We start from the raw sequence: 17,094 nt of genomic DNA on the forward strand, positions 1-17,094 counted from the left end.
GCCTAAACAGGGCCTTATAATTTAGACAAAATGATTTATTTTATTGTGCGCGCAGCAACACCTTCATTGGTGATCTTCACGGCTTTAATGTGCCCATCGGCGTCAAAATACATGTGATCGATACAGGTTACACGGTGGTTACCATCGGTTTCGCCAAGCGGGCGGCGGTGATAAATAATGTACCAGTCGTCAGTCCCCGGAATTTGTATAACCGAATGATGGCCTGCGCCTGTAGCAATAGCCATATCCTGCGCCAATATAGTACTGATCCTTTTAAACGGACCAATTGGTGAATCGCCTATGGCATAAGCTACCCGGTAATCGGGGCCTGTCCAGCCGCCTTCGCTCCACATCAGGTAATATTTACCTTTGCGTTTAAACATAACCGAGCCTTCTACATACCCTTCGGGTGTTATGCGTTTAAAGGTTTCGCCATCGCTAAAAGGAATAAATCCGGTAAAATCATTATTCAGCTTAACAATATTACACTCACCCCAGCCGCCGTATATCATATAATACTGGCCGTCATCGTCCTGGTAAACAAATTGATCAATAGGCTGCGCCTTATTGTAAATTTTACCAATAAGCGGTTTGCCTAAATAATCTTTAAAGGGGCCTTCCGGCTTATCTGAAACTGCAACACCGATACCACCAATTTCCTTCTGATCATCGTGAATATCATTGGCCCCGAAAAACAGGTAATACTTACCATCCTTTTTGGTAACAGCAGGTGCCCATAAAGCACGTTTTACCCATTTAACCATACTTGAATCTACTACATGGCTATGCTTTGTCCAGTGCACCAGGTCGGTTGATGAATAGGCATCCATAAAAACCTGCTCGTTATAGCGTGCAGAGTAAGTTGGGTATACCCAATAGGTTTTGTCAAATATTTTAGCCTCGGGATCGGCATACCAGCCGGGGAATATTGGGTTGCCTGAAAATTCTTTTTTTTGTGCCGATACTAAGCCGCAGTTAACCATTAGCATGATCAACAAAATCAATTTAGCAAACTTAAAATACATGCTATTTTTCATCATGTGCAGATAAATTTATTTTTTAGGTTGGTTTTTATTCCAGCTGCGCCTTTGGGGTCTTTTGTTTGGCGCGTGTTCCTGCTTAACCATTTCTATACCTTTTAATTCATCAGGTACATCAATCAGGCGGATAGGTTTTTCTATCAACTGCTCAATGCTTTTAAGCTTGCGCTCATCTCTGTGGTTTACAAAAGTTATAGCGGTTCCGGTAGTTTCGGCACGTGCGGTACGGCCGATACGGTGAATATAATCTTCCGGATCGCCGGGAACATCGTAGTTAATTACCAGATCAATTCCTTCAACATCAATCCCGCGCGAAAGAGCATCGGTACCGATAATAACCGGCAGCTGCTTGTTTTTGAAGCTCAGCAAAATATCTTCCCGTTCTTTTTGTTCCAGATCGGAATGAAAAGCGCTTACCTTTAAATGTGCAGCCTTAAGTTCTTTAGTCAATGATTTTACGATCTCTTTTCGCGAAGCAAAAATAATGATGCTGGCGTACGATCCGTTCTTTAATATCAGTTGCAGCAAAGGCGTTTTCTGCTGATCATGCACCCGGTAAATCTGCTGGTCAATACCAACTGCCGGCTGCGATATGGCAATATTTACCTGCTCGGGGTTATTTAAAACCGACTTTGCAAGCGAGCGGATACGCCCCGGCATAGTAGCCGAAAATAACAGCGTTTGTCTTGTTTTTGGCAGGTAGCTGATGATCTTCATAATATCGTCGGAGAAACCCATGTCGAGCATGCGGTCGGCCTCGTCTAATACTAAGTGCGTTAAATGGTTAAGTTTCAAAACGCCCGATGTAAGGTGCGCAATAAGCCTGCCCGGTGTAGCTATAATAATGTTCACATTATTCTGGATTCCGCGGCGCTGCTGCTCATAAGCCATACCATCGCCGCCACCAAATATGGCTATTGAGCTTACCCCTGTAAAATAGGCAAGCCCTTCAACCTGCTGATCTATTTGCTGGGCAAGTTCGCGGGTAGGCGCTAAAATAAGCGTACTTATCTGGTGTGTATTGTTTTTGGCGATATGATCTAACACAGGCAATAAGTATGCACCCGTTTTACCCGTACCTGTTTGTGCACAGGCAATAATATCCTGCCCGTTAAGTATAATGGGGATGGCCATCTCCTGTATAGGTGTTGGGGTAGTAAACCCCATGCTTAAGACGCCTTCTAATAAATGTTCGTTAAAATTAAATTCCTTAAATGTCACTATATATATGTGATGAGGTATGCAAGGTATGAAAAATTGTTGTTTTATGTAGTATATAGGTTATTCCACATTTTTTACCAAACGTAATATTGTTGTATTTAAATTGTTTGCTTTAAAAATGGAACCTGCTTTAACAGCTTTACTATGCCATAAGTTATACCCACTATTACCACTGTTTTTAACGGCACCACCCAAATAACTGCCATGTTATTGCATTGTATATTAAGCAGCATTTTATTAAAAAGGGTTTGCATTACCAATACGTGTACTATATAAATGCCATAACTTTCCATACTCAATTCGGTAATTATAGTTTTCAGCCACGTTGCCTTATCCGTAAAATTAAAATTTTTCATAAACAGGAAAAGGCCTGCAATGGCAAAGGGAATATCGGGTGTAAAATCACTTTCAACCAGGTCATTACCATGGGCAATGTGGTAGTTGTAAAATATAATGATACTTGCTACCGATGTAATAAATGCCAGTACCGATAACCCGTAAATTATACGCGTATCTTGTTTGGTAAAACTGTAATTCTTTAAATAGTAGCCCATTACAAAATAGCCTATATAGCCCATAAAACCATATAGCTCCAGCCCTGTTGCGGTGCCGGTTACCATTTCAATTATGGCTGTGCCACAGCTGATGCAAAACCAGGCTGCAATAAAATAAAGGATCACACTTTGTGATGCTGAGGTAATAAAAGCATTAATAACCGGGTATATGAGGTAGATGCCTATCATCATATATAAAAACCAAAAATGGAATATTACCGGCCCCTTGTAAAACTGCAAAAGGCAATCCCATATATTAATGTGTGCAAAGCCAAGCTTTGAATAATGAAGAAAAGCGATATAAACTATACTCCAAACTACCAAAGGGATCAGCAATTTAGGCAGGCGTTTGCTGAATAATTCTTTTACAGTTGATTCTTTGTTTTTATTTAACAGCAGGCTGCCGCTCATCAGCACAAACAGCGGTACACAGAAACGGGTTAAACCGTTATAAACTGCGGCAGACAGCCAATCGAAGTTGGATACTTTACCAAAATTGTCAATCGTATCTACCGAGTTATGCAATACCACTACGGCTACTATGGCCAATGCCCGCAGCACATCAAAATAAAAAAAACGCGGTTTTTGCTTGTCGTGGTTGTTATTAACCATTACAAATAACAGGCATGGTGAACATTAAAGCTAAGGTAGCAATTATCAAGACTGAATATAGCTTTTTAAGTGTTCGATAGTTTCCTCGTGCGATAAAATGGTTTCAGTAACCACATCGCTCATTGATACAATGCCGCATAAATTATCGTCCTTAAAAACGGGCAGATACCGTATACTGCTTTCGCTCATGATATGCATACAGGTTTCAATAGAATAATCAGGCAATACATGCGGCAGGCCGGTGCTCATAATTTCCCTAACCGGGGTTTCAAATGATGATTTTCCCTGCAATATTACTTTGCGGGCATAATCACGCTCGGTTAATAAACCAGCAAAGCGGTTCTCTTCCGTAATAACTACCGAGCCGATATTTTTATCAGCCATTAATTTCAATGCGTCTAAAACAGTAGTACTGCCATCTATAGCAATAACTTTGCTCCCCTTACGGGTAAGGATGTTGGAAACTTTCTTCATAATTGGCTGGTAATAAATTGGTTATTGGCTTATCAAATATAATAAATCAAATTATTAAATTAACATTAAAGTATTATTAAATTTTACGAACTTTACGTAACCCAATCATAAACCGCTATTTAGAACGCACTCTATAAATGAGTGTCATTGTAAAAGTTTGATTACTTTATGGGCTTTAAATTATTTGCCCCTAATTTCGCAACCTGAATTTTTTTGATATGCCGAAACCAACTTTAAAATGCCACAAGTGCTATGCTCCGCTTCATTATGAAAAACCAAGAAATTGGGCTGGACGAAACCTCTTGTTTTTTTTACCGGTACACAGATTTTTTTGCGCTAAGTGTTTGAAGGACCGCCACATTTGGATAACTGATAAAGAATTGAAAAAATATCAGAAAGTATAACGCTTATACGTTTAACAAAACCACATACGGAGGTTTAATAACCTCTTTTCTTGTTTATATACAGTCTATTATTCCCCTTATTTTTCTCCAATCCCTGCTCCCCTCATCTATCAAACCTTAATTATACGGGCGCATTGTTTGTAACAGTGTTAATATATTCTTTATCATTTTTAATCAAACAGAAAATAATACTAATTTTACTAACCATTGTATTATTGCAGCATGCTGCGCTACCTATTTTAAATTAATAATGATGAAAAAAATTCTGCTAAGTATCCTGGCATTCACTGCCGTAAATTGTTCATTAATGGCTCAAACCACTAAACTATTTGACGGACAGACTACTAACGGATGGCACAGCTATCTTAAAACAGGCCCCGGTGCCTGGAAAGTTGTTGATGGCGCTTTACAACTCGACCCAAAGGCTGAAGGACAGGGCGATTTGCTGACCGACAAGGAATATGAGAACTATGAACTATCATTAGAGTGGAAAATTGCAGAAGGCGGTAACAGCGGTATCATCTTCGGGATACATGAAGATCCTAAGTTTGGAGCAACCTACCTTACCGGTATTGAAATGCAGGTATTGGATGATAAAGGTGCCGAGGATAATAAAAAAGCTAACCACTTAGCAGGCTCATTATATGATATGCGCGCACCTGCGCACCCGGCCAAACCTGCCGGCGAATGGAATAAAGTAAAGATCCGCAAGCTAAACGGTGCACTTACCTTTTGGCTTAACGGCAAAAAAGTAATTGAAACACAAATAGGCAGTGCCGACTGGAAAGAAATGATCAGCAACAGTAAATTTAAAACCTGGGCAGATTTTGCTGCATACCCTAAAGGCCACATAGCCCTGCAGGATCATGGCGCTGTAGTATCATTTAAGGATATTAAAATAAAGGAACTTTAATTAATTCAATTTTAACCCGAAGCTGTAAGTCGTAGTTAAATTGACCAGATAGCTTTGGAGAATAATTTTATACTATTGACTTTAATTTAAAAATGGATAATATTCAGATCAAAAAATCAGCAACTGTTTATGATGCTATTATTGTAGGCTCAGGAGCGGGTGGTGGTATGGCGGGTTATATATTGGCCCACGCAGGTTTAAAAGTATTAATGTTAGAGGCGGGCCCGTTTTTTGACCCCGCCAAAGATTCGCAACAGCTAAAATGGCCTTATGAATCTCCACGCAGAGGTGCAGGCACAACCCGCCCTTTTGGTGATTTTGATGCAGCCTACGGCGGATGGGAATTAGAGGGCGAACCTTACACTACTAAAGATAATACCGAGTTTTTCTGGTTCCGCTCGCGTATGCTGGGCGGCCGTACCAATCACTGGGGCCGTATCTCGTTACGTATGGGCCCTGATGATTTTAAGGGACATAAATTAGATGGACTAACCGACGACTGGCCAATAACCTATGATGAGGTTAAACCCTATTATGACAGGGTTGACCGCATGATTGGCGTATACGGTACCGTCGAAAACCTGCCCAATGAACCAGATGGTATATTTTTAGCCCCGCCAAAACCGCGCTTAAATGAGCTGTTTATAAAAAAAGGAGCTGCAAAAGCAGGGGTAAAAGTAATTACAGGCCGTGGCTCGGTATTAACTGAAGCATTGCCGGGTAATAAAGACCGTGGCGCTTGCTTTTACTGCGGCCAATGCGGTCGTAGCTGTAAGATCTATGGCGATTTTTCATCATCATCGTGCCTGGTTATCCCGGCCATTAAAACTGGTAACCTTAAGGTTATTGCTAATGCAATGGTGCGTGAGGTACTTACTGATGATAATGGATTAGCTACAGGCGTATCTTACATTAATAAAGAAGACATGCAGGAGTACCAGGTAAAAGCTGGTATAGTGATATTAGGTGCCAGTGCCGGCGAATCTGCAAGGCTGCTGCTTAACTCAAAATCAGCCAAACATCCAGGTGGTTTGGCTAACAGCAGCGGCGTGGTTGGTAAATACCTGCATGATTCAACCGGATCAAGCGCTGGCGGATGGTTACCTGAACTGGTAGACCGTAAGCGTTATAACGAAGACGGTGTTGGCAGCGTGCACATCTACTCGCCCTGGCTAAAGGATAATAAAAAACTAAACTTTCCGCGTGGTTACCATATTGAGTATGGCGGCGGCCTGCACATGCCGGGCTATGGCTTTAGCGGCGGTATCCAAAACATGAACGGCGCAATACCAGGCCGTGATGGTAAAATGAAAGAAGCTGGCGGTTATGGTGCATCGTTAAAAGACGATTACCGCAGGTTTTACGGTGTAGGCTTTGGTATGGCCGGCCGTGGTACCGCTATTGCCCGTATTGATAATTATTGCGAGATAGACCCTGAAGTGGTTGATAAATATGGCATCCCGGTATTGCGTTTCCACTATAAATGGAACAATGACGAGATTAACCAGGCTAAGCACATGCAGGATACTTTTCAGGAGATAATGCACAACATGGGTGCTGTTTACGGCCCTCCGGCTGGTAAAGAAAGCAATTATGGCTTAGAGGCTCCGGGCAAGATCATTCACGAAGTAGGTACCGTGCGCATGGGCGACGATCCTAAAACATCGGCCTTAAATAAATGGTGCCAGGCACATGATTGCAAAAATCTTTTTGTAGTTGATGCCGCTCCGTTTGTGCAGCAGGGTGATAAAAATGCTACATGGACCATACTTGCGCTATCAATGCGCACTGCCGAGTATATTATTGAGCAAAGAAAAAAATTAAACGTTTAACCAGTATTTTGATTTAACAAAATGAACAGACGTGATACATTAAAAGCAATAGGTTTAGGTACCCTTTCAACCGGGTTACTGCTGGATGCCTGTAAGCCAAATACCAATAAGTTAGCCGAAGATGATACCAAAAAGGAAGCCGCACCCGACGAAGCCGGACGCCAGCCCTTTGAAGTTGAACGTGATAAAAAGCTGCATGCCGATAAATTTTTTACCGAGCACGAAATGGCTACCATTACCATTTTAGGCGATATTATTATCCCCAAAGATGCACGCTCAGGTAGTGCATCAGACGCTAAGGTGCCTGATTTTATTGAGTTTATTGTGAAAGATATGCCCGATCATCAAACACCAATGCGGGGCGGCCTGCGCTGGCTGGATATGCAGTGCCTTAACCGTTTTGGCAAAACATTTGCCGATGCCGGGCACGGGCAGCAATTAGAAATGGTTGATGAAATAGCTTACCCTAAAAAGGCCAAACCCGAAATGCAGCAGGGCGTTTCCTTTTTTAACCGCATGCGCGATTTAACCGCATCGGGCTTTTACACTACAAAAATGGGTATTGAAGATATTGGATACGTAGGTAATGCACCCAATAAATGGGATGGCGTACCCGCCGATGTACTGAAACAGTACGGCATTGAAGACCCCTGGGGTAATAAGTTTTAATAAAACTAAAACCCTTTTAACGTTAAGCATCCTGGGATGCTTAACGTTTTTTTTGTTATATAAAGTAGAGACAAAATGTATTGTGTATCTACAAAAAAATGTGGTTAAGAAACAATCACGCTAAAATTAATAACTAATTAGCTCCTCATTTCATCCTGTATCGCCCGTAAAAATTCATTTACGTGTTGCGATCCAATGATGTAAACAAGGCCATCCCGGTCGGTGAGGTGAATGGCATCATTGCCGGCGGTGTAAAAGCGGATAGTGCCTTTTGTGTGCAGGTTATAAACCGGGTTGTTGAATAGATAACGACTGTAAGTACCTTTTTCGGCCTTAACGATACTGTTGAGATCTATCTTAACCAGGCGGGTAGTCCACAGGCCGTTAAGCAGGATACTCTTATTTTCTATACGGGTACGAAAATGCAGCAGGAACCCCATAATGATTGAAATGGTAATGATGGCAAAGCCAACAACTACCAGCAAGTCGCCATTGCGTTCGCGCTCATCGGTAAAAAAGTAGGCTGCAAAGCAAAACATAGCCAAAACAAGGCGTATGGTTATGGGGATAAATTCCCTGCCAAGGTATTGCTTCTCAATAAAGGGCTGTTTTTCGCTCATATACGTTTAAACAATTCGAATATAGTTACTTTTTTAGTATCTGCGGTAACTTTATAACGATCATCAGGGCGGTAACCGCCTATCCATATGATATCCCCGTTACCATTAACCAACAGCGGCACTTCGCTTTTATCGTGCAAAGATATCTTCTGATCTATAAAAAAATCACTTAGCTTTTTACGCGTTTTCATCCCCAGCGGATAAAAGCTATCACCCTGCTGCCAGGCGCGCAAAGTTAACGGATATACCAATAGCTTAGTATCAATTGATACGGCCATCGGGTTATTTTTTACTATCAGCGGGCTATCATCGTGTAATAAGTTAAGCTTATAGCTGCCATAATCAGCTTCTGTATCATTCAGGCTGATTGATACCTGCGCATTGCTTTGCTGCTTATTAGGCGTTAAGATCAGCTTATCCCGGTCAAGTATCAGCTTATAATCTGTGGCCTCAAATACTCGCCCGGAGTGTTTATCAAGCGATGCAATCAGGTCGTTCATCGCTGTTTCATTAAATCCATAAGGCTTTAATAAGTTATAAAGCAAAAGATGCTTGGGCTCCAGTGTTTTTATTTTAGCTAAGGGCAAGTGAAAGTCATTATTATCCGCAATAAACAATTCACCCCTAAGCTGCGCTATCCTAATGTCTAAAAGTTGCTCCAACTCTCGGAAATGCTTTAGGTTGCTTTCAAAGGTTTGCTCAAGCGCCGGGTTTAGTTCTTTTAATGCAGGGATAACCTGGTGCCGTATTTTATTGCGGGCATACTTTACCGATGAATTTGAGTTGTCCTCGGCATAAGCAATATTACCCTGTTCTATAACCTGCTGAATATCATCCCGCTTTAAAAAAAGCAGGGGCCTAACCAATAAGCCGTTCTTTGGTAAAATACCATGCAGGCCTGCAATGCCGGTACCACGGGTAAGGTTTAACAATATTGTTTCAATTGCATCGTTTTGGTGATGCGCAAGTGCAATTTCAGTATAGCCGTGCTGCTGTCTTATCTGCTCAAACCAGTTATAACGCAGCTGGCGTGCAGCCATTTGGGTTGATACCTTATGAGCGGTAACGTGTTGTAAAGTATCAAAACGAATATTGTGAAAAGCAACATCAAGCTGTTGAGCCAAATCACGGCAAAACTGCTCGTCGCTGTCTGATTCATTGCCGCGCAGCTGAAAGTTACAATGTGCTATACCAAAACTAAACCCTGCCGCCTTTAACAAGTTAACCATAATGACAGAATCCATACCCCCACTTACCGCAGCAAGTACCTTACTGTTAGCATTAAACAGCTTATTATGTGCAATAAAATCAATAAATTGTTTAACGGGCAGCATCCTTCAAAATTATTAATTTAAAACCCCAACAAAAAACTAATTTTGCCAACGTGATTAAATATGTGTTAAGCCTTCTTTTATTATTGACCGCGGTATCAGCAATGAGCCAAAAAAAGTCGGTAGTGAACCTTATCCGTTCAACCAGCAGTACGGGGATAAAACTTAACGGCAAAGATATGGTTAAGGTTTACCAGGGTACGTTCAAGCAGGATTTTTCGACCCTAACGTCAGATAGCGCGTACTTTTATCCGCAGGATAATGCCTTTGATGCCTTTGGCCACGTTAACATTAACCAGGGCGATACGCTTAATATATATTCGGATAAGCTGAACTATAACGGTAATACCAAAATTGCCCTACTTACCGATAATGTTCGCATGGTTGATAAAGATGCCACGCTTACCACCAACCACCTTACTTACAACACTTCTACGCGCATAGGCACGTATACAGATGGCGGCAAGCTGGTAAATAAGGATAATACACTGCTTAGTAAAAACGGTTATTACTTTGCCTTTACAAGAGATTCATACTTCAGGTACGATGTAACGCTTACCACGCCCGATGCATTGATAAAAACCGATACTATGCGCTATAATACAGGCAGTAAAATAGCCTACTTTTATGGCCCTACAAATATTTACAGCACCAAAGGCCAGAAAGACAGGGACACCCTGTATACCGAAAATGGAAATTACAACACCGTGGTTGAACAGGCTGCGTTTGGTAAAAATAACCTGTATCACTCAGGTACCAAATCATTAAAAGGCGATAGTCTGTTTTATGATAAGGTTAAGGGCTATGGCCGCGCTGTAAAGCATGTTACCTTTGCTGATAAAGAACAAAAAACCATTATAAAAGGCAACTTAGGCACATATTTTAAAGCCGAAGAAAAAGCCATTGTAACCGAGGACCCCTATATTGTTATAGTTACCGAGCAAAAGGACAGCACCAAACATGATACCGTTACCAAAGCCGATTCGATATTAAAAAAGGCACCACCCACAAAGGGAAATGGTAATATGAACATGGCGCAGGTGATAAAAAACTCTATTCCATCCAAAACAGATACGCCTGCAGCCATTAAACAAATAGTTGCCGTTGCCCCAAAAGATAGCATTACAAAAAATGCAGGAAAACTGCAAAAATTAGCCAACGATCCTAAAAACCGTGCGCAGGCTGATGAATTGATTAAAGGGCTTGCCAATGACCCCAAAGTAACCAACATGGTGAGCACGGCCATTAAAAAACAAAGCAATAACCCCAAGGTTAAAAATGCACTTACCGCCGCCAAAACAAATAGCCCTGAAAAGGAAACAGTAGCGAAAGATACCAGCCATATTAAGCGCGATTCTATTTATATGTCGGCAGATACTATTGAAACGCAGATATTAACTTACAAGGATCTTAAAATATACCAGGAAAAGCAACGGCTTGCCCATATAAGGGATACTGCCACAAGGGTAAAAGCTAAGGTTGCCGAAAAACCATCAAAGTTTTTGGTGGGTAAAATGGCCTGGATAGCGCCGGATACTACATTCAGGCATACGCTGTTTTTTGGCAAGCCCAAGCCTGTGCCTGTAAAGAAAAAGCCGGTAAGGGTCCTCACCAAAAAACAATTAGCTGCTGATAGTTTACGAAGGCAAAAAATGGATGACTCTATCGCGACAGCAAAAAAACTGGAGCCAAGCGACACGGCGCGTATAAGGATAGTTATAGCGCACCATCACGCCAAGCTGTTTAAATCTGATTTGCAGGCAAAGGCCGACTCTATGTTTTATAGTTACAGCGATTCAACCATCCGCTGTTTTGTAAACCCGATCATCTGGACGGAAGGTTCGCAGCTATCGGGCGATACTGTTTTTTTACAGATGAAGCATAAAAAGCTGGATAACATGGCCATGTTCCTCTCGGCGCTCATTGTAAATATTGACAAAGGCGATTCTGTGCATTTTAACCAGATTGCCGGGAAACGGATGCGCGGTTATTTTAAGGATGACAAGCTGAACCGCATGTATATTAACGGGAATGCGGAAAGTATCTATTTTTCGAGGGATAGCGTTAAAAAGATTGTGGATGGTATGGAAAGATCATTAAGCAGCCGCATGACCATTGATTTTAAAAACAGCCAGGTAACCAATATTGGCTGGTATGTTAAGCCCGAACATAAATACACCCCGATAGCAAAGGTTAAAGAGGATGATAAGATATTGAAAGGCTTTTTATGGAAACCTAAAGAAAGGCCAATATCCAAGGAGTCGATCATTCCATCGTACAACAAAAAAATAAAGGATAATGAAAAGGCTGCTGCCGATAAGCTGAAAAAGAACAAACCAGTTACAGGTAAATTAACGGGGGGCAAAACGGCTGTAAAAGACAGCAGTAATGCCATCCCGCTAAAGCTGCCCGGGTTAAAAACAGCTAAGGACAGCACGCTTAACCCGGTAAAGGACGCAATAAAAACAGCTAAGGACAGCACGGGTAAAGCTGCCCCGCCTGTTAAACTCCCCGGCGTTAAAGCAGCAAAGGATTCAACAACGGTAAAACCTGCAATTAAAAAGAATTAATAAGCAAGCTTAAACGGAAGCCAAAAAAGTAAGCAGCTTTTCCATAGCTATAGCGCGATGACTGATGTTGTTCTTTTCGGTGAGGCTCATTTCTGCAAATGTAATATCGTAGCCATCCGGTTGAAAGATGGGGTCGTAACCAAAACCTGCCGTGCCTGAGCGTTCATGGCGGATAGTGCCTTCAACTGCGCCATCAAAAAAATATTCGTCACCGTTCCAAATCAGGGAGATTACAGTACGGAAACGCGCTGTACGGTTAGCTGCATCTTTTAAATTAACCAATACCTTATCCATATTTGCAGCGTGATTACCATGCTGGCCCGCATAGCGTGCAGAGTAAACGCCCGGTTCTCCATTTAGCGCATCTATTTCTAAACCGCTATCGTCGCCAAAGCAGTTCAGCTTATACTTGTTATAAATATGTTTACTCTTGATGGATGCATTTTCGGCAAAGGTCACTCCTGTTTCGGCAATATCATCGGTACAGCCAATATCGTTTAAACTTAGCAGCTTTATTTTTCCTTCTATTTTGGCGGCAACCTCTTCCAGCTTATGGCTGTTATTTGTGGCAAAAACTAATTGTTGCATGGCTTATAATTGCTTCATTTGTTCCCAAAACGCCTTTTTATTTTCGTTGCTTTCCATCATTTCATCAAAGCTGAAGGTGAACAGAATACGATGCGCAGGCTTTTGTACCACACTATTTAAAAGGGGTGCCTCCAGGTCTCTTGGCAGGCTGCTTTTACCAAGTACCAGCATTTTTTGAGGTTTAAAAAACTCATGGATTACCTCAAACTCTGCATCAATATAGGTTGCCCTGTTAAAAATGGCCACATCATCCATACCAAAGCCTAAACGGCTAAGCGTGCTGGTTAAAGCAGTTAAGTGTTTATCGTAAATAAAATCCACAGCCGGATAATGAACGAGGATCAGGAAACCTTTTTTATGCCCGCCTAAGTAATTAAAGCTAACCGGCAGCGTTTCTACAATTGGTTGCTGCGGTATAATAGTTTCAGTCAGTACCTCCGCAGCAGGCTGGACCGCGGCAATGTTACTGTACTTTTCCTTATCGCTGTTTAACAGGTAAATTTCATCCTGCATAATAAAACTAAAGGCAAGGGGATTTTCTATGTTCACTTTAACAAATTTTAACCAAAAGTAGTTAAACAGTTTGAAGCATTATCAGCATATTCGCACAATTATAGCCTGCATAAATTAATTGCAGTTGATAAATCAGTCAGAATTAATAAATTTTACCGAAATTCGGAGTTTTTAACAGACTAATGGTCTGTGGTTTAATTAGCATATAAAGCATACATGAGAAAGTTTGGGATAGCCATTTTAAGTATTATTTTATCAATATCAGCCGCACAGGCACAAAAGCATACACTTGATAAAATTGCAGGGGTTGTGGGTAGTGGTATCATACTCCAGTCGGACGTTGAACTGAAATATGCGTCGTACCTTGCACAGGGTAACCCGCCAAACAATGATATTAAATGCCAGATATTGCAGAGTCTTTTAACACAAAAACTACTTGCACAACAAGCGGTTATTGATAGTATTGAGGTAAAGGACGATGACGTTGATAACGATGTAGAGCGCCGTATGCGCGGAATGATACAAAGAGCCGGCGGAACGGATAAACTGGAGCAGTTTTTAGGCCGTTCGGTTATCCAGTATAAAGATGAGATCCGCCCGGATATTAAGGAAGGTTTGATTGCTCAAAGGATGCAGCAAAAGATCACCGCAAACGTAAATACTACGCCTGCCGATGTGCAGAAGTTTTTTAACGGGATCCCTAAAGACAGCTTACCTACCTTTAACAAGGAAGTAGAGGTTGGCCAGATAGTGTTTAACCCTAAACTGAGCGATGCCGAAAAGGATGCTTACCGCCAAAAAGCCGAAGGCTTAAGGAAAAGAATATTAGCAGGTGAAGATTTTGGTAACCTGGCACGTTTATACTCACAGGATCAGGGTTCGGCACCATCAGGTGGTGACCTTGGTTTTAACGACCGTACCGCATTTGTAAAGGAGTTTACCGCAGTAGCCTTTAAACTAAAAGCGGGCGAAATTTCGCAGGTATTTGAAAGCGATTTCGGGTTTCACTTTTTACAGGTAATTGAGCGCCGCGGCGAGCAGGTACACGTAAGACACATTTTGATACAGCCAATAATTACACCAGCCAGTTTAGAACGTGATAAAGCAAAGGCCGACAGTGTTTATGATCTGTTAATGAAGAACAAAAAGATCGACTTTTCATCAGCAGCAACCTTTTATTCGGACGATAAGGATACCAAATATAATGGCGGTATGATGCTGAATGCAGATAACGTTGAAGCACGCTCTACTTATATCCCTACCGATAAATTAGACCCGCTGATAGCTTTGGTTACCGATACCATGAAGGTTGGCAGCATATCAAAACCGATTTTATTTACAGGTGCCGATGGTAAACAAGGGTACAAAATATTATACCTGAAATCAACCACTAACGCGCACAAGGCTAACCTTGCACAGGACTATCCAAAAATTAAGGAATATGCCAATAATGATAAGATAAACCGTACGGTAAGCGAGTGGTTCCAGAAAAGAAGAAAAGAAACCTTCATAAAAATCGATCCGCAATATCAATCGTGTGTAACATTAAAAGGTTGGGGAACACCTGTATCAGCAACTACAACAGCCGAAGTTAAACCTTAATATATTATATGCAACACCGCTCTGATGTGGAAGCTGCCGATGCTTTAAAAAAAGCGTATGAGCAGGTTAGTGCCGAAATAGGGAAAGTTATTATAGGCCAGCAGGAAGTGGTTAAGTTTGTGCTCATTTCTATTTTTAGTAATGGGCACTGTTTATTGGTTGGTGTACCCGGCCTGGCTAAGACCTTATTGGTACAAACCGTTGCACAGGTACTTGACCTTGATTTTAAGCGCATACAATTTACTCCCGACCTGATGCCATCAGACATTATTGGTTCGGAGATATTAGGCGAGGACAGGAATTTTAAATTTATACCCGGCCCGGTTTTCTCCAACATAATTTTAGCTGATGAGATAAACCGTACACCACCAAAAACCCAGGCTGCTTTATTAGAGGCTATGCAGGAAAAAGCGGTAACTGCTGCCGGTATTACCCACAGGCTGGCACAACCATTTTTTGTTTTAGCCACACAAAACCCGATTGAGCAGGAAGGTACTTACCCGCTACCGGAAGCACAGTTGGATCGTTTTATGTTTAACGTGGCATTGAACTACCCTACCTTTAAAGAGGAGCTACAAGTAGTTAAAAACACCACCAGCACCAACAAGACCGGGGTTAGCAAGCTTTTAAATGCCGAGCAAATCATTTATTTTCAGCAATTGGTACGGAACATTCCCGTGGCCGATAATGTGCTTGAATATGCTGTAAAGTTAGTTGCCAAAACTCGCCCTACCAGCGAATTTGCCACACCGCAAATAAAACGCTTATTAAACTGGGGAGCAGGGCCACGGGCGTCGCAGTTTTTAATACTGGGCGCCAAGTGCCATGCGGTATTGAACGGAAAATATTCGCCGGATATTGAGGATGTACAGGCTATTGCCAAACCGATACTAAGGCACCGCATAGTACGCAGCTACCATGCTGAAGCCGAAGGCCTATCAGCCGATGATATTATTGAGCAGTTATTTTAAGCATTTAAGCCAAACTTAATTGCTGACTTAAAAACTGTTCATTAAGCTTCTCTCACCATTTTTTCAAGGGCATCTATCCATTTTGGCGAATCGTTTAGGCTTTCAACTAACTGAACATGCTCGCCGCCCAATTCCTTAAACTCATCACCATATTCTACGGTTACTTCGTAAACAGTTTCAAGGCAATCGGCAACAAATGCCGGGCAAAATACCAACAGGCGCTTTTTACCTTCTTTGGCTAACTGGGCAACAATTTCGCTGGTATATGGCTTAACCCAGGGATCGCTTCCTAACCTTGATTGAAAGCAAATGGTATAATTTTCTTTGGGGATATTTAGCTTTTCTGCAATCAGTTTTGCAGTATGGTGTGATTGTGCTGAATAACAGTATTTGTTAACATCGTTCAATGAATCGCAGCAACCGTCGGTTTTAAGGCAATAATTTCCGGTATGATCGCATTTTTTTAATTGCCTTTGTGGCAACCCGTGAAAGCTGAACAGAATATGATCATAAGTTTCGGGCTGATACTTTCTGCCGTTATCAGCAAAGGTTTCGATCATCAGTTCATTATCGTGAAACGAATTAACGAATGAAAGGGTTGGGATTGTTTGCCAGTCCTTTACCAGGTTCATCACCTTATCATACACAGATCCTGTACTTGCCGATGCATATTGAGGAAACAGGGCAATCACCTGGATACTTTCAACCAGTGAAGCCTTCAAACAATCTAATGCTGATTCAATTGAAGGGCTTTGATAGCGCATAGCCAGTTCAACCTGGTATTCATCGCCCAAGCGGTCTTTTAACAACTTGTGCTGAATTTTACTGTAATGCAATAAAGGGGAACCAGTTTCCTTATTCCAGATATACTTATATAATTTTGCAGATTTTGGGCTCCGGAAAGGGGCAATAATACCCTTTACCAAAAGTGTGCGCGAAATTGGATTTATATCAATTACGCGGGGATCCATCAAAAACTCATTTAAATATTTACGAACATCCTTAGTTGCAGGACTGTCGGGCGTACCTAAATTAACCAGTAAAATTCCTTTTTTTGCCATAGATATATCAGAAGCTCAAAAATAGCTTTTTTTAGCGATTACGTTTGACTCACAGGCCGGAAAGTATGAACAAAGAAAAATAAATGACGGGATAATGAGCAATTGCGCAATTAAAGTTT

At 41.6% G+C, this 17,094-nt stretch carries 15 protein-coding genes; 6 read left to right on the forward strand and 9 right to left on the reverse strand.

Translation table 11 applies throughout. The annotated features are described in order from the left end of the window. Positions 1-35: 35 nt before the first annotated feature. From ACQY4U_RS00790 to ACQY4U_RS00805, 4 genes are all read right to left on the reverse strand, one after another. On the reverse strand, positions 36-1,040 hold the full coding sequence (locus ACQY4U_RS00790; RefSeq protein WP_428327453.1) for a glycoside hydrolase family 43 protein: 1,005 nt from the start codon (positions 1,038-1,040) through the stop codon (positions 36-38). Positions 1,041-1,052: 12 nt separating this feature from the next. Then, entirely contained in the window at positions 1,053-2,261 is a 1,209-nt protein-coding gene (locus ACQY4U_RS00795; protein WP_428327454.1) for a DEAD/DEAH box helicase, read from the reverse strand. A 98-nt stretch (positions 2,262-2,359) separates the two neighbouring features. Further along, entirely contained in the window at positions 2,360-3,427 is a 1,068-nt protein-coding gene (locus ACQY4U_RS00800) for an acyltransferase (protein ID WP_428327455.1), read from the reverse strand. 45 nt (positions 3,428-3,472) lie between these two features. After that, a complete protein-coding gene (locus ACQY4U_RS00805; RefSeq protein ID WP_428327456.1) occupies positions 3,473-3,901 on the reverse strand; it encodes a CBS domain-containing protein in 429 nt (142 codons plus the stop codon). 654 nt (positions 3,902-4,555) lie between these two features. Between ACQY4U_RS00805 and ACQY4U_RS00810 the strand changes: the two genes are divergently transcribed. The 3 genes from ACQY4U_RS00810 (at position 4,556) to ACQY4U_RS00820 (ending at position 7,719) form a co-directional block, all read left to right on the forward strand. Further along, entirely contained in the window at positions 4,556-5,218 is a 663-nt protein-coding gene (locus tag ACQY4U_RS00810; RefSeq protein ID WP_428327457.1) for a 3-keto-disaccharide hydrolase, read from the forward strand. A gap of 92 nt (positions 5,219-5,310) precedes the next feature. Continuing rightward, positions 5,311-7,050 carry a GMC oxidoreductase gene (locus tag ACQY4U_RS00815; RefSeq protein WP_428327458.1) on the forward strand — a complete coding sequence of 580 codons (1,740 nt, stop codon included), beginning with the start codon at positions 5,311-5,313 and terminating at the stop codon, positions 7,048-7,050. Between the two features lie 21 nt (positions 7,051-7,071). Beyond that, positions 7,072-7,719 carry a gluconate 2-dehydrogenase subunit 3 family protein gene (locus ACQY4U_RS00820; protein WP_428327459.1) on the forward strand — a complete coding sequence of 216 codons (648 nt, stop codon included), beginning with the start codon at positions 7,072-7,074 and terminating at the stop codon, positions 7,717-7,719. 137 nt (positions 7,720-7,856) lie between these two features. On the opposite strand, the gene ACQY4U_RS00825 is transcribed toward ACQY4U_RS00820, so the two are convergent. Next, the gene (locus tag ACQY4U_RS00825; protein ID WP_428327460.1) at positions 7,857-8,339 is read right to left on the reverse strand and encodes a hypothetical protein; all 483 of its coding nucleotides are present in this window, start codon (positions 8,337-8,339) and stop codon (positions 7,857-7,859) included. Further along, on the reverse strand, positions 8,336-9,673 hold the full coding sequence (gene tilS / locus ACQY4U_RS00830; RefSeq protein WP_428327461.1) for a tRNA lysidine(34) synthetase TilS: 1,338 nt from the start codon (positions 9,671-9,673) through the stop codon (positions 8,336-8,338). The genes ACQY4U_RS00825 and tilS overlap by 4 nt, the downstream gene beginning before the upstream one ends. 101 nt (positions 9,674-9,774) lie before the next feature. On the opposite strand from tilS, the gene ACQY4U_RS00835 reads away from it, so the two are divergent. Further along, positions 9,775-12,240 (forward strand): OstA-like protein, encoded by a 2,466-nt coding sequence (locus ACQY4U_RS00835; protein WP_428327462.1) that lies wholly within the window; start codon positions 9,775-9,777, stop codon positions 12,238-12,240. Between the two features lie 9 nt (positions 12,241-12,249). On the opposite strand, the gene ACQY4U_RS00840 is transcribed toward ACQY4U_RS00835, so the two are convergent. Both ACQY4U_RS00840 and ACQY4U_RS00845 read right to left on the reverse strand, forming a co-directional pair. Beyond that, positions 12,250-12,828 (reverse strand): non-canonical purine NTP diphosphatase, encoded by a 579-nt coding sequence (locus ACQY4U_RS00840; RefSeq protein WP_428327463.1) that lies wholly within the window; start codon positions 12,826-12,828, stop codon positions 12,250-12,252. Positions 12,829-12,831: 3 nt separating this feature from the next. Continuing rightward, complete coding sequence (locus tag ACQY4U_RS00845) at positions 12,832-13,377, reverse strand: hypothetical protein (protein ID WP_428327464.1); 546 nt, start codon at positions 13,375-13,377, stop codon at positions 12,832-12,834. Between the two features lie 180 nt (positions 13,378-13,557). Between ACQY4U_RS00845 and ACQY4U_RS00850 the strand changes: the two genes are divergently transcribed. Both ACQY4U_RS00850 and ACQY4U_RS00855 read left to right on the forward strand, forming a co-directional pair. Beyond that, positions 13,558-14,943 carry a peptidylprolyl isomerase gene (locus tag ACQY4U_RS00850; protein WP_428327465.1) on the forward strand — a complete coding sequence of 462 codons (1,386 nt, stop codon included), beginning with the start codon at positions 13,558-13,560 and terminating at the stop codon, positions 14,941-14,943. Between the two features lie 8 nt (positions 14,944-14,951). Continuing rightward, positions 14,952-15,914, forward strand: a complete 963-nt coding sequence (locus tag ACQY4U_RS00855; RefSeq protein WP_428327466.1) for an AAA family ATPase — start codon at positions 14,952-14,954, stop codon at positions 15,912-15,914. Positions 15,915-15,955: 41 nt separating this feature from the next. On the opposite strand, the gene hemH is transcribed toward ACQY4U_RS00855, so the two are convergent. Continuing rightward, complete coding sequence (gene hemH / locus ACQY4U_RS00860; protein WP_428327467.1) at positions 15,956-16,975, reverse strand: ferrochelatase; 1,020 nt, start codon at positions 16,973-16,975, stop codon at positions 15,956-15,958. Positions 16,976-17,094 lie beyond the last annotated feature (119 nt).

The sequence above is a fragment of the Mucilaginibacter sp. genome (assembly GCF_965277465.1).
In the GTDB taxonomy this organism is placed as follows: domain Bacteria; phylum Bacteroidota; class Bacteroidia; order Sphingobacteriales; family Sphingobacteriaceae; genus Mucilaginibacter.

Coding starts and splice junctions, on each gene's coding strand:
- ACQY4U_RS00840 (WP_428327463.1), bottom strand. CDS start 12,828: ATGCAACAATTAGTTTTTGCCACAAATAACAGCCATAAGCTGGAAGAG.
- ACQY4U_RS00815 (WP_428327458.1), top strand. CDS start 5,311: ATGGATAATATTCAGATCAAAAAATCAGCAACTGTTTATGATGCTATT.
- ACQY4U_RS00820 (WP_428327459.1), top strand. CDS start 7,072: ATGAACAGACGTGATACATTAAAAGCAATAGGTTTAGGTACCCTTTCA.
- ACQY4U_RS00835 (WP_428327462.1), top strand. CDS start 9,775: ATGAGCCAAAAAAAGTCGGTAGTGAACCTTATCCGTTCAACCAGCAGT.
- ACQY4U_RS00850 (WP_428327465.1), top strand. CDS start 13,558: ATGAGAAAGTTTGGGATAGCCATTTTAAGTATTATTTTATCAATATCA.
- hemH (WP_428327467.1), bottom strand. CDS start 16,975: ATGGCAAAAAAAGGAATTTTACTGGTTAATTTAGGTACGCCCGACAGT.
- ACQY4U_RS00810 (WP_428327457.1), top strand. CDS start 4,556: ATGATGAAAAAAATTCTGCTAAGTATCCTGGCATTCACTGCCGTAAAT.
- ACQY4U_RS00800 (WP_428327455.1), bottom strand. CDS start 3,427: ATGGTTAATAACAACCACGACAAGCAAAAACCGCGTTTTTTTTATTTT.
- ACQY4U_RS00790 (WP_428327453.1), bottom strand. CDS start 1,040: ATGATGAAAAATAGCATGTATTTTAAGTTTGCTAAATTGATTTTGTTG.
- tilS (WP_428327461.1), bottom strand. CDS start 9,673: ATGCTGCCCGTTAAACAATTTATTGATTTTATTGCACATAATAAGCTG.
- ACQY4U_RS00805 (WP_428327456.1), bottom strand. CDS start 3,901: ATGAAGAAAGTTTCCAACATCCTTACCCGTAAGGGGAGCAAAGTTATT.
- ACQY4U_RS00855 (WP_428327466.1), top strand. CDS start 14,952: ATGCAACACCGCTCTGATGTGGAAGCTGCCGATGCTTTAAAAAAAGCG.
- ACQY4U_RS00825 (WP_428327460.1), bottom strand. CDS start 8,339: ATGAGCGAAAAACAGCCCTTTATTGAGAAGCAATACCTTGGCAGGGAA.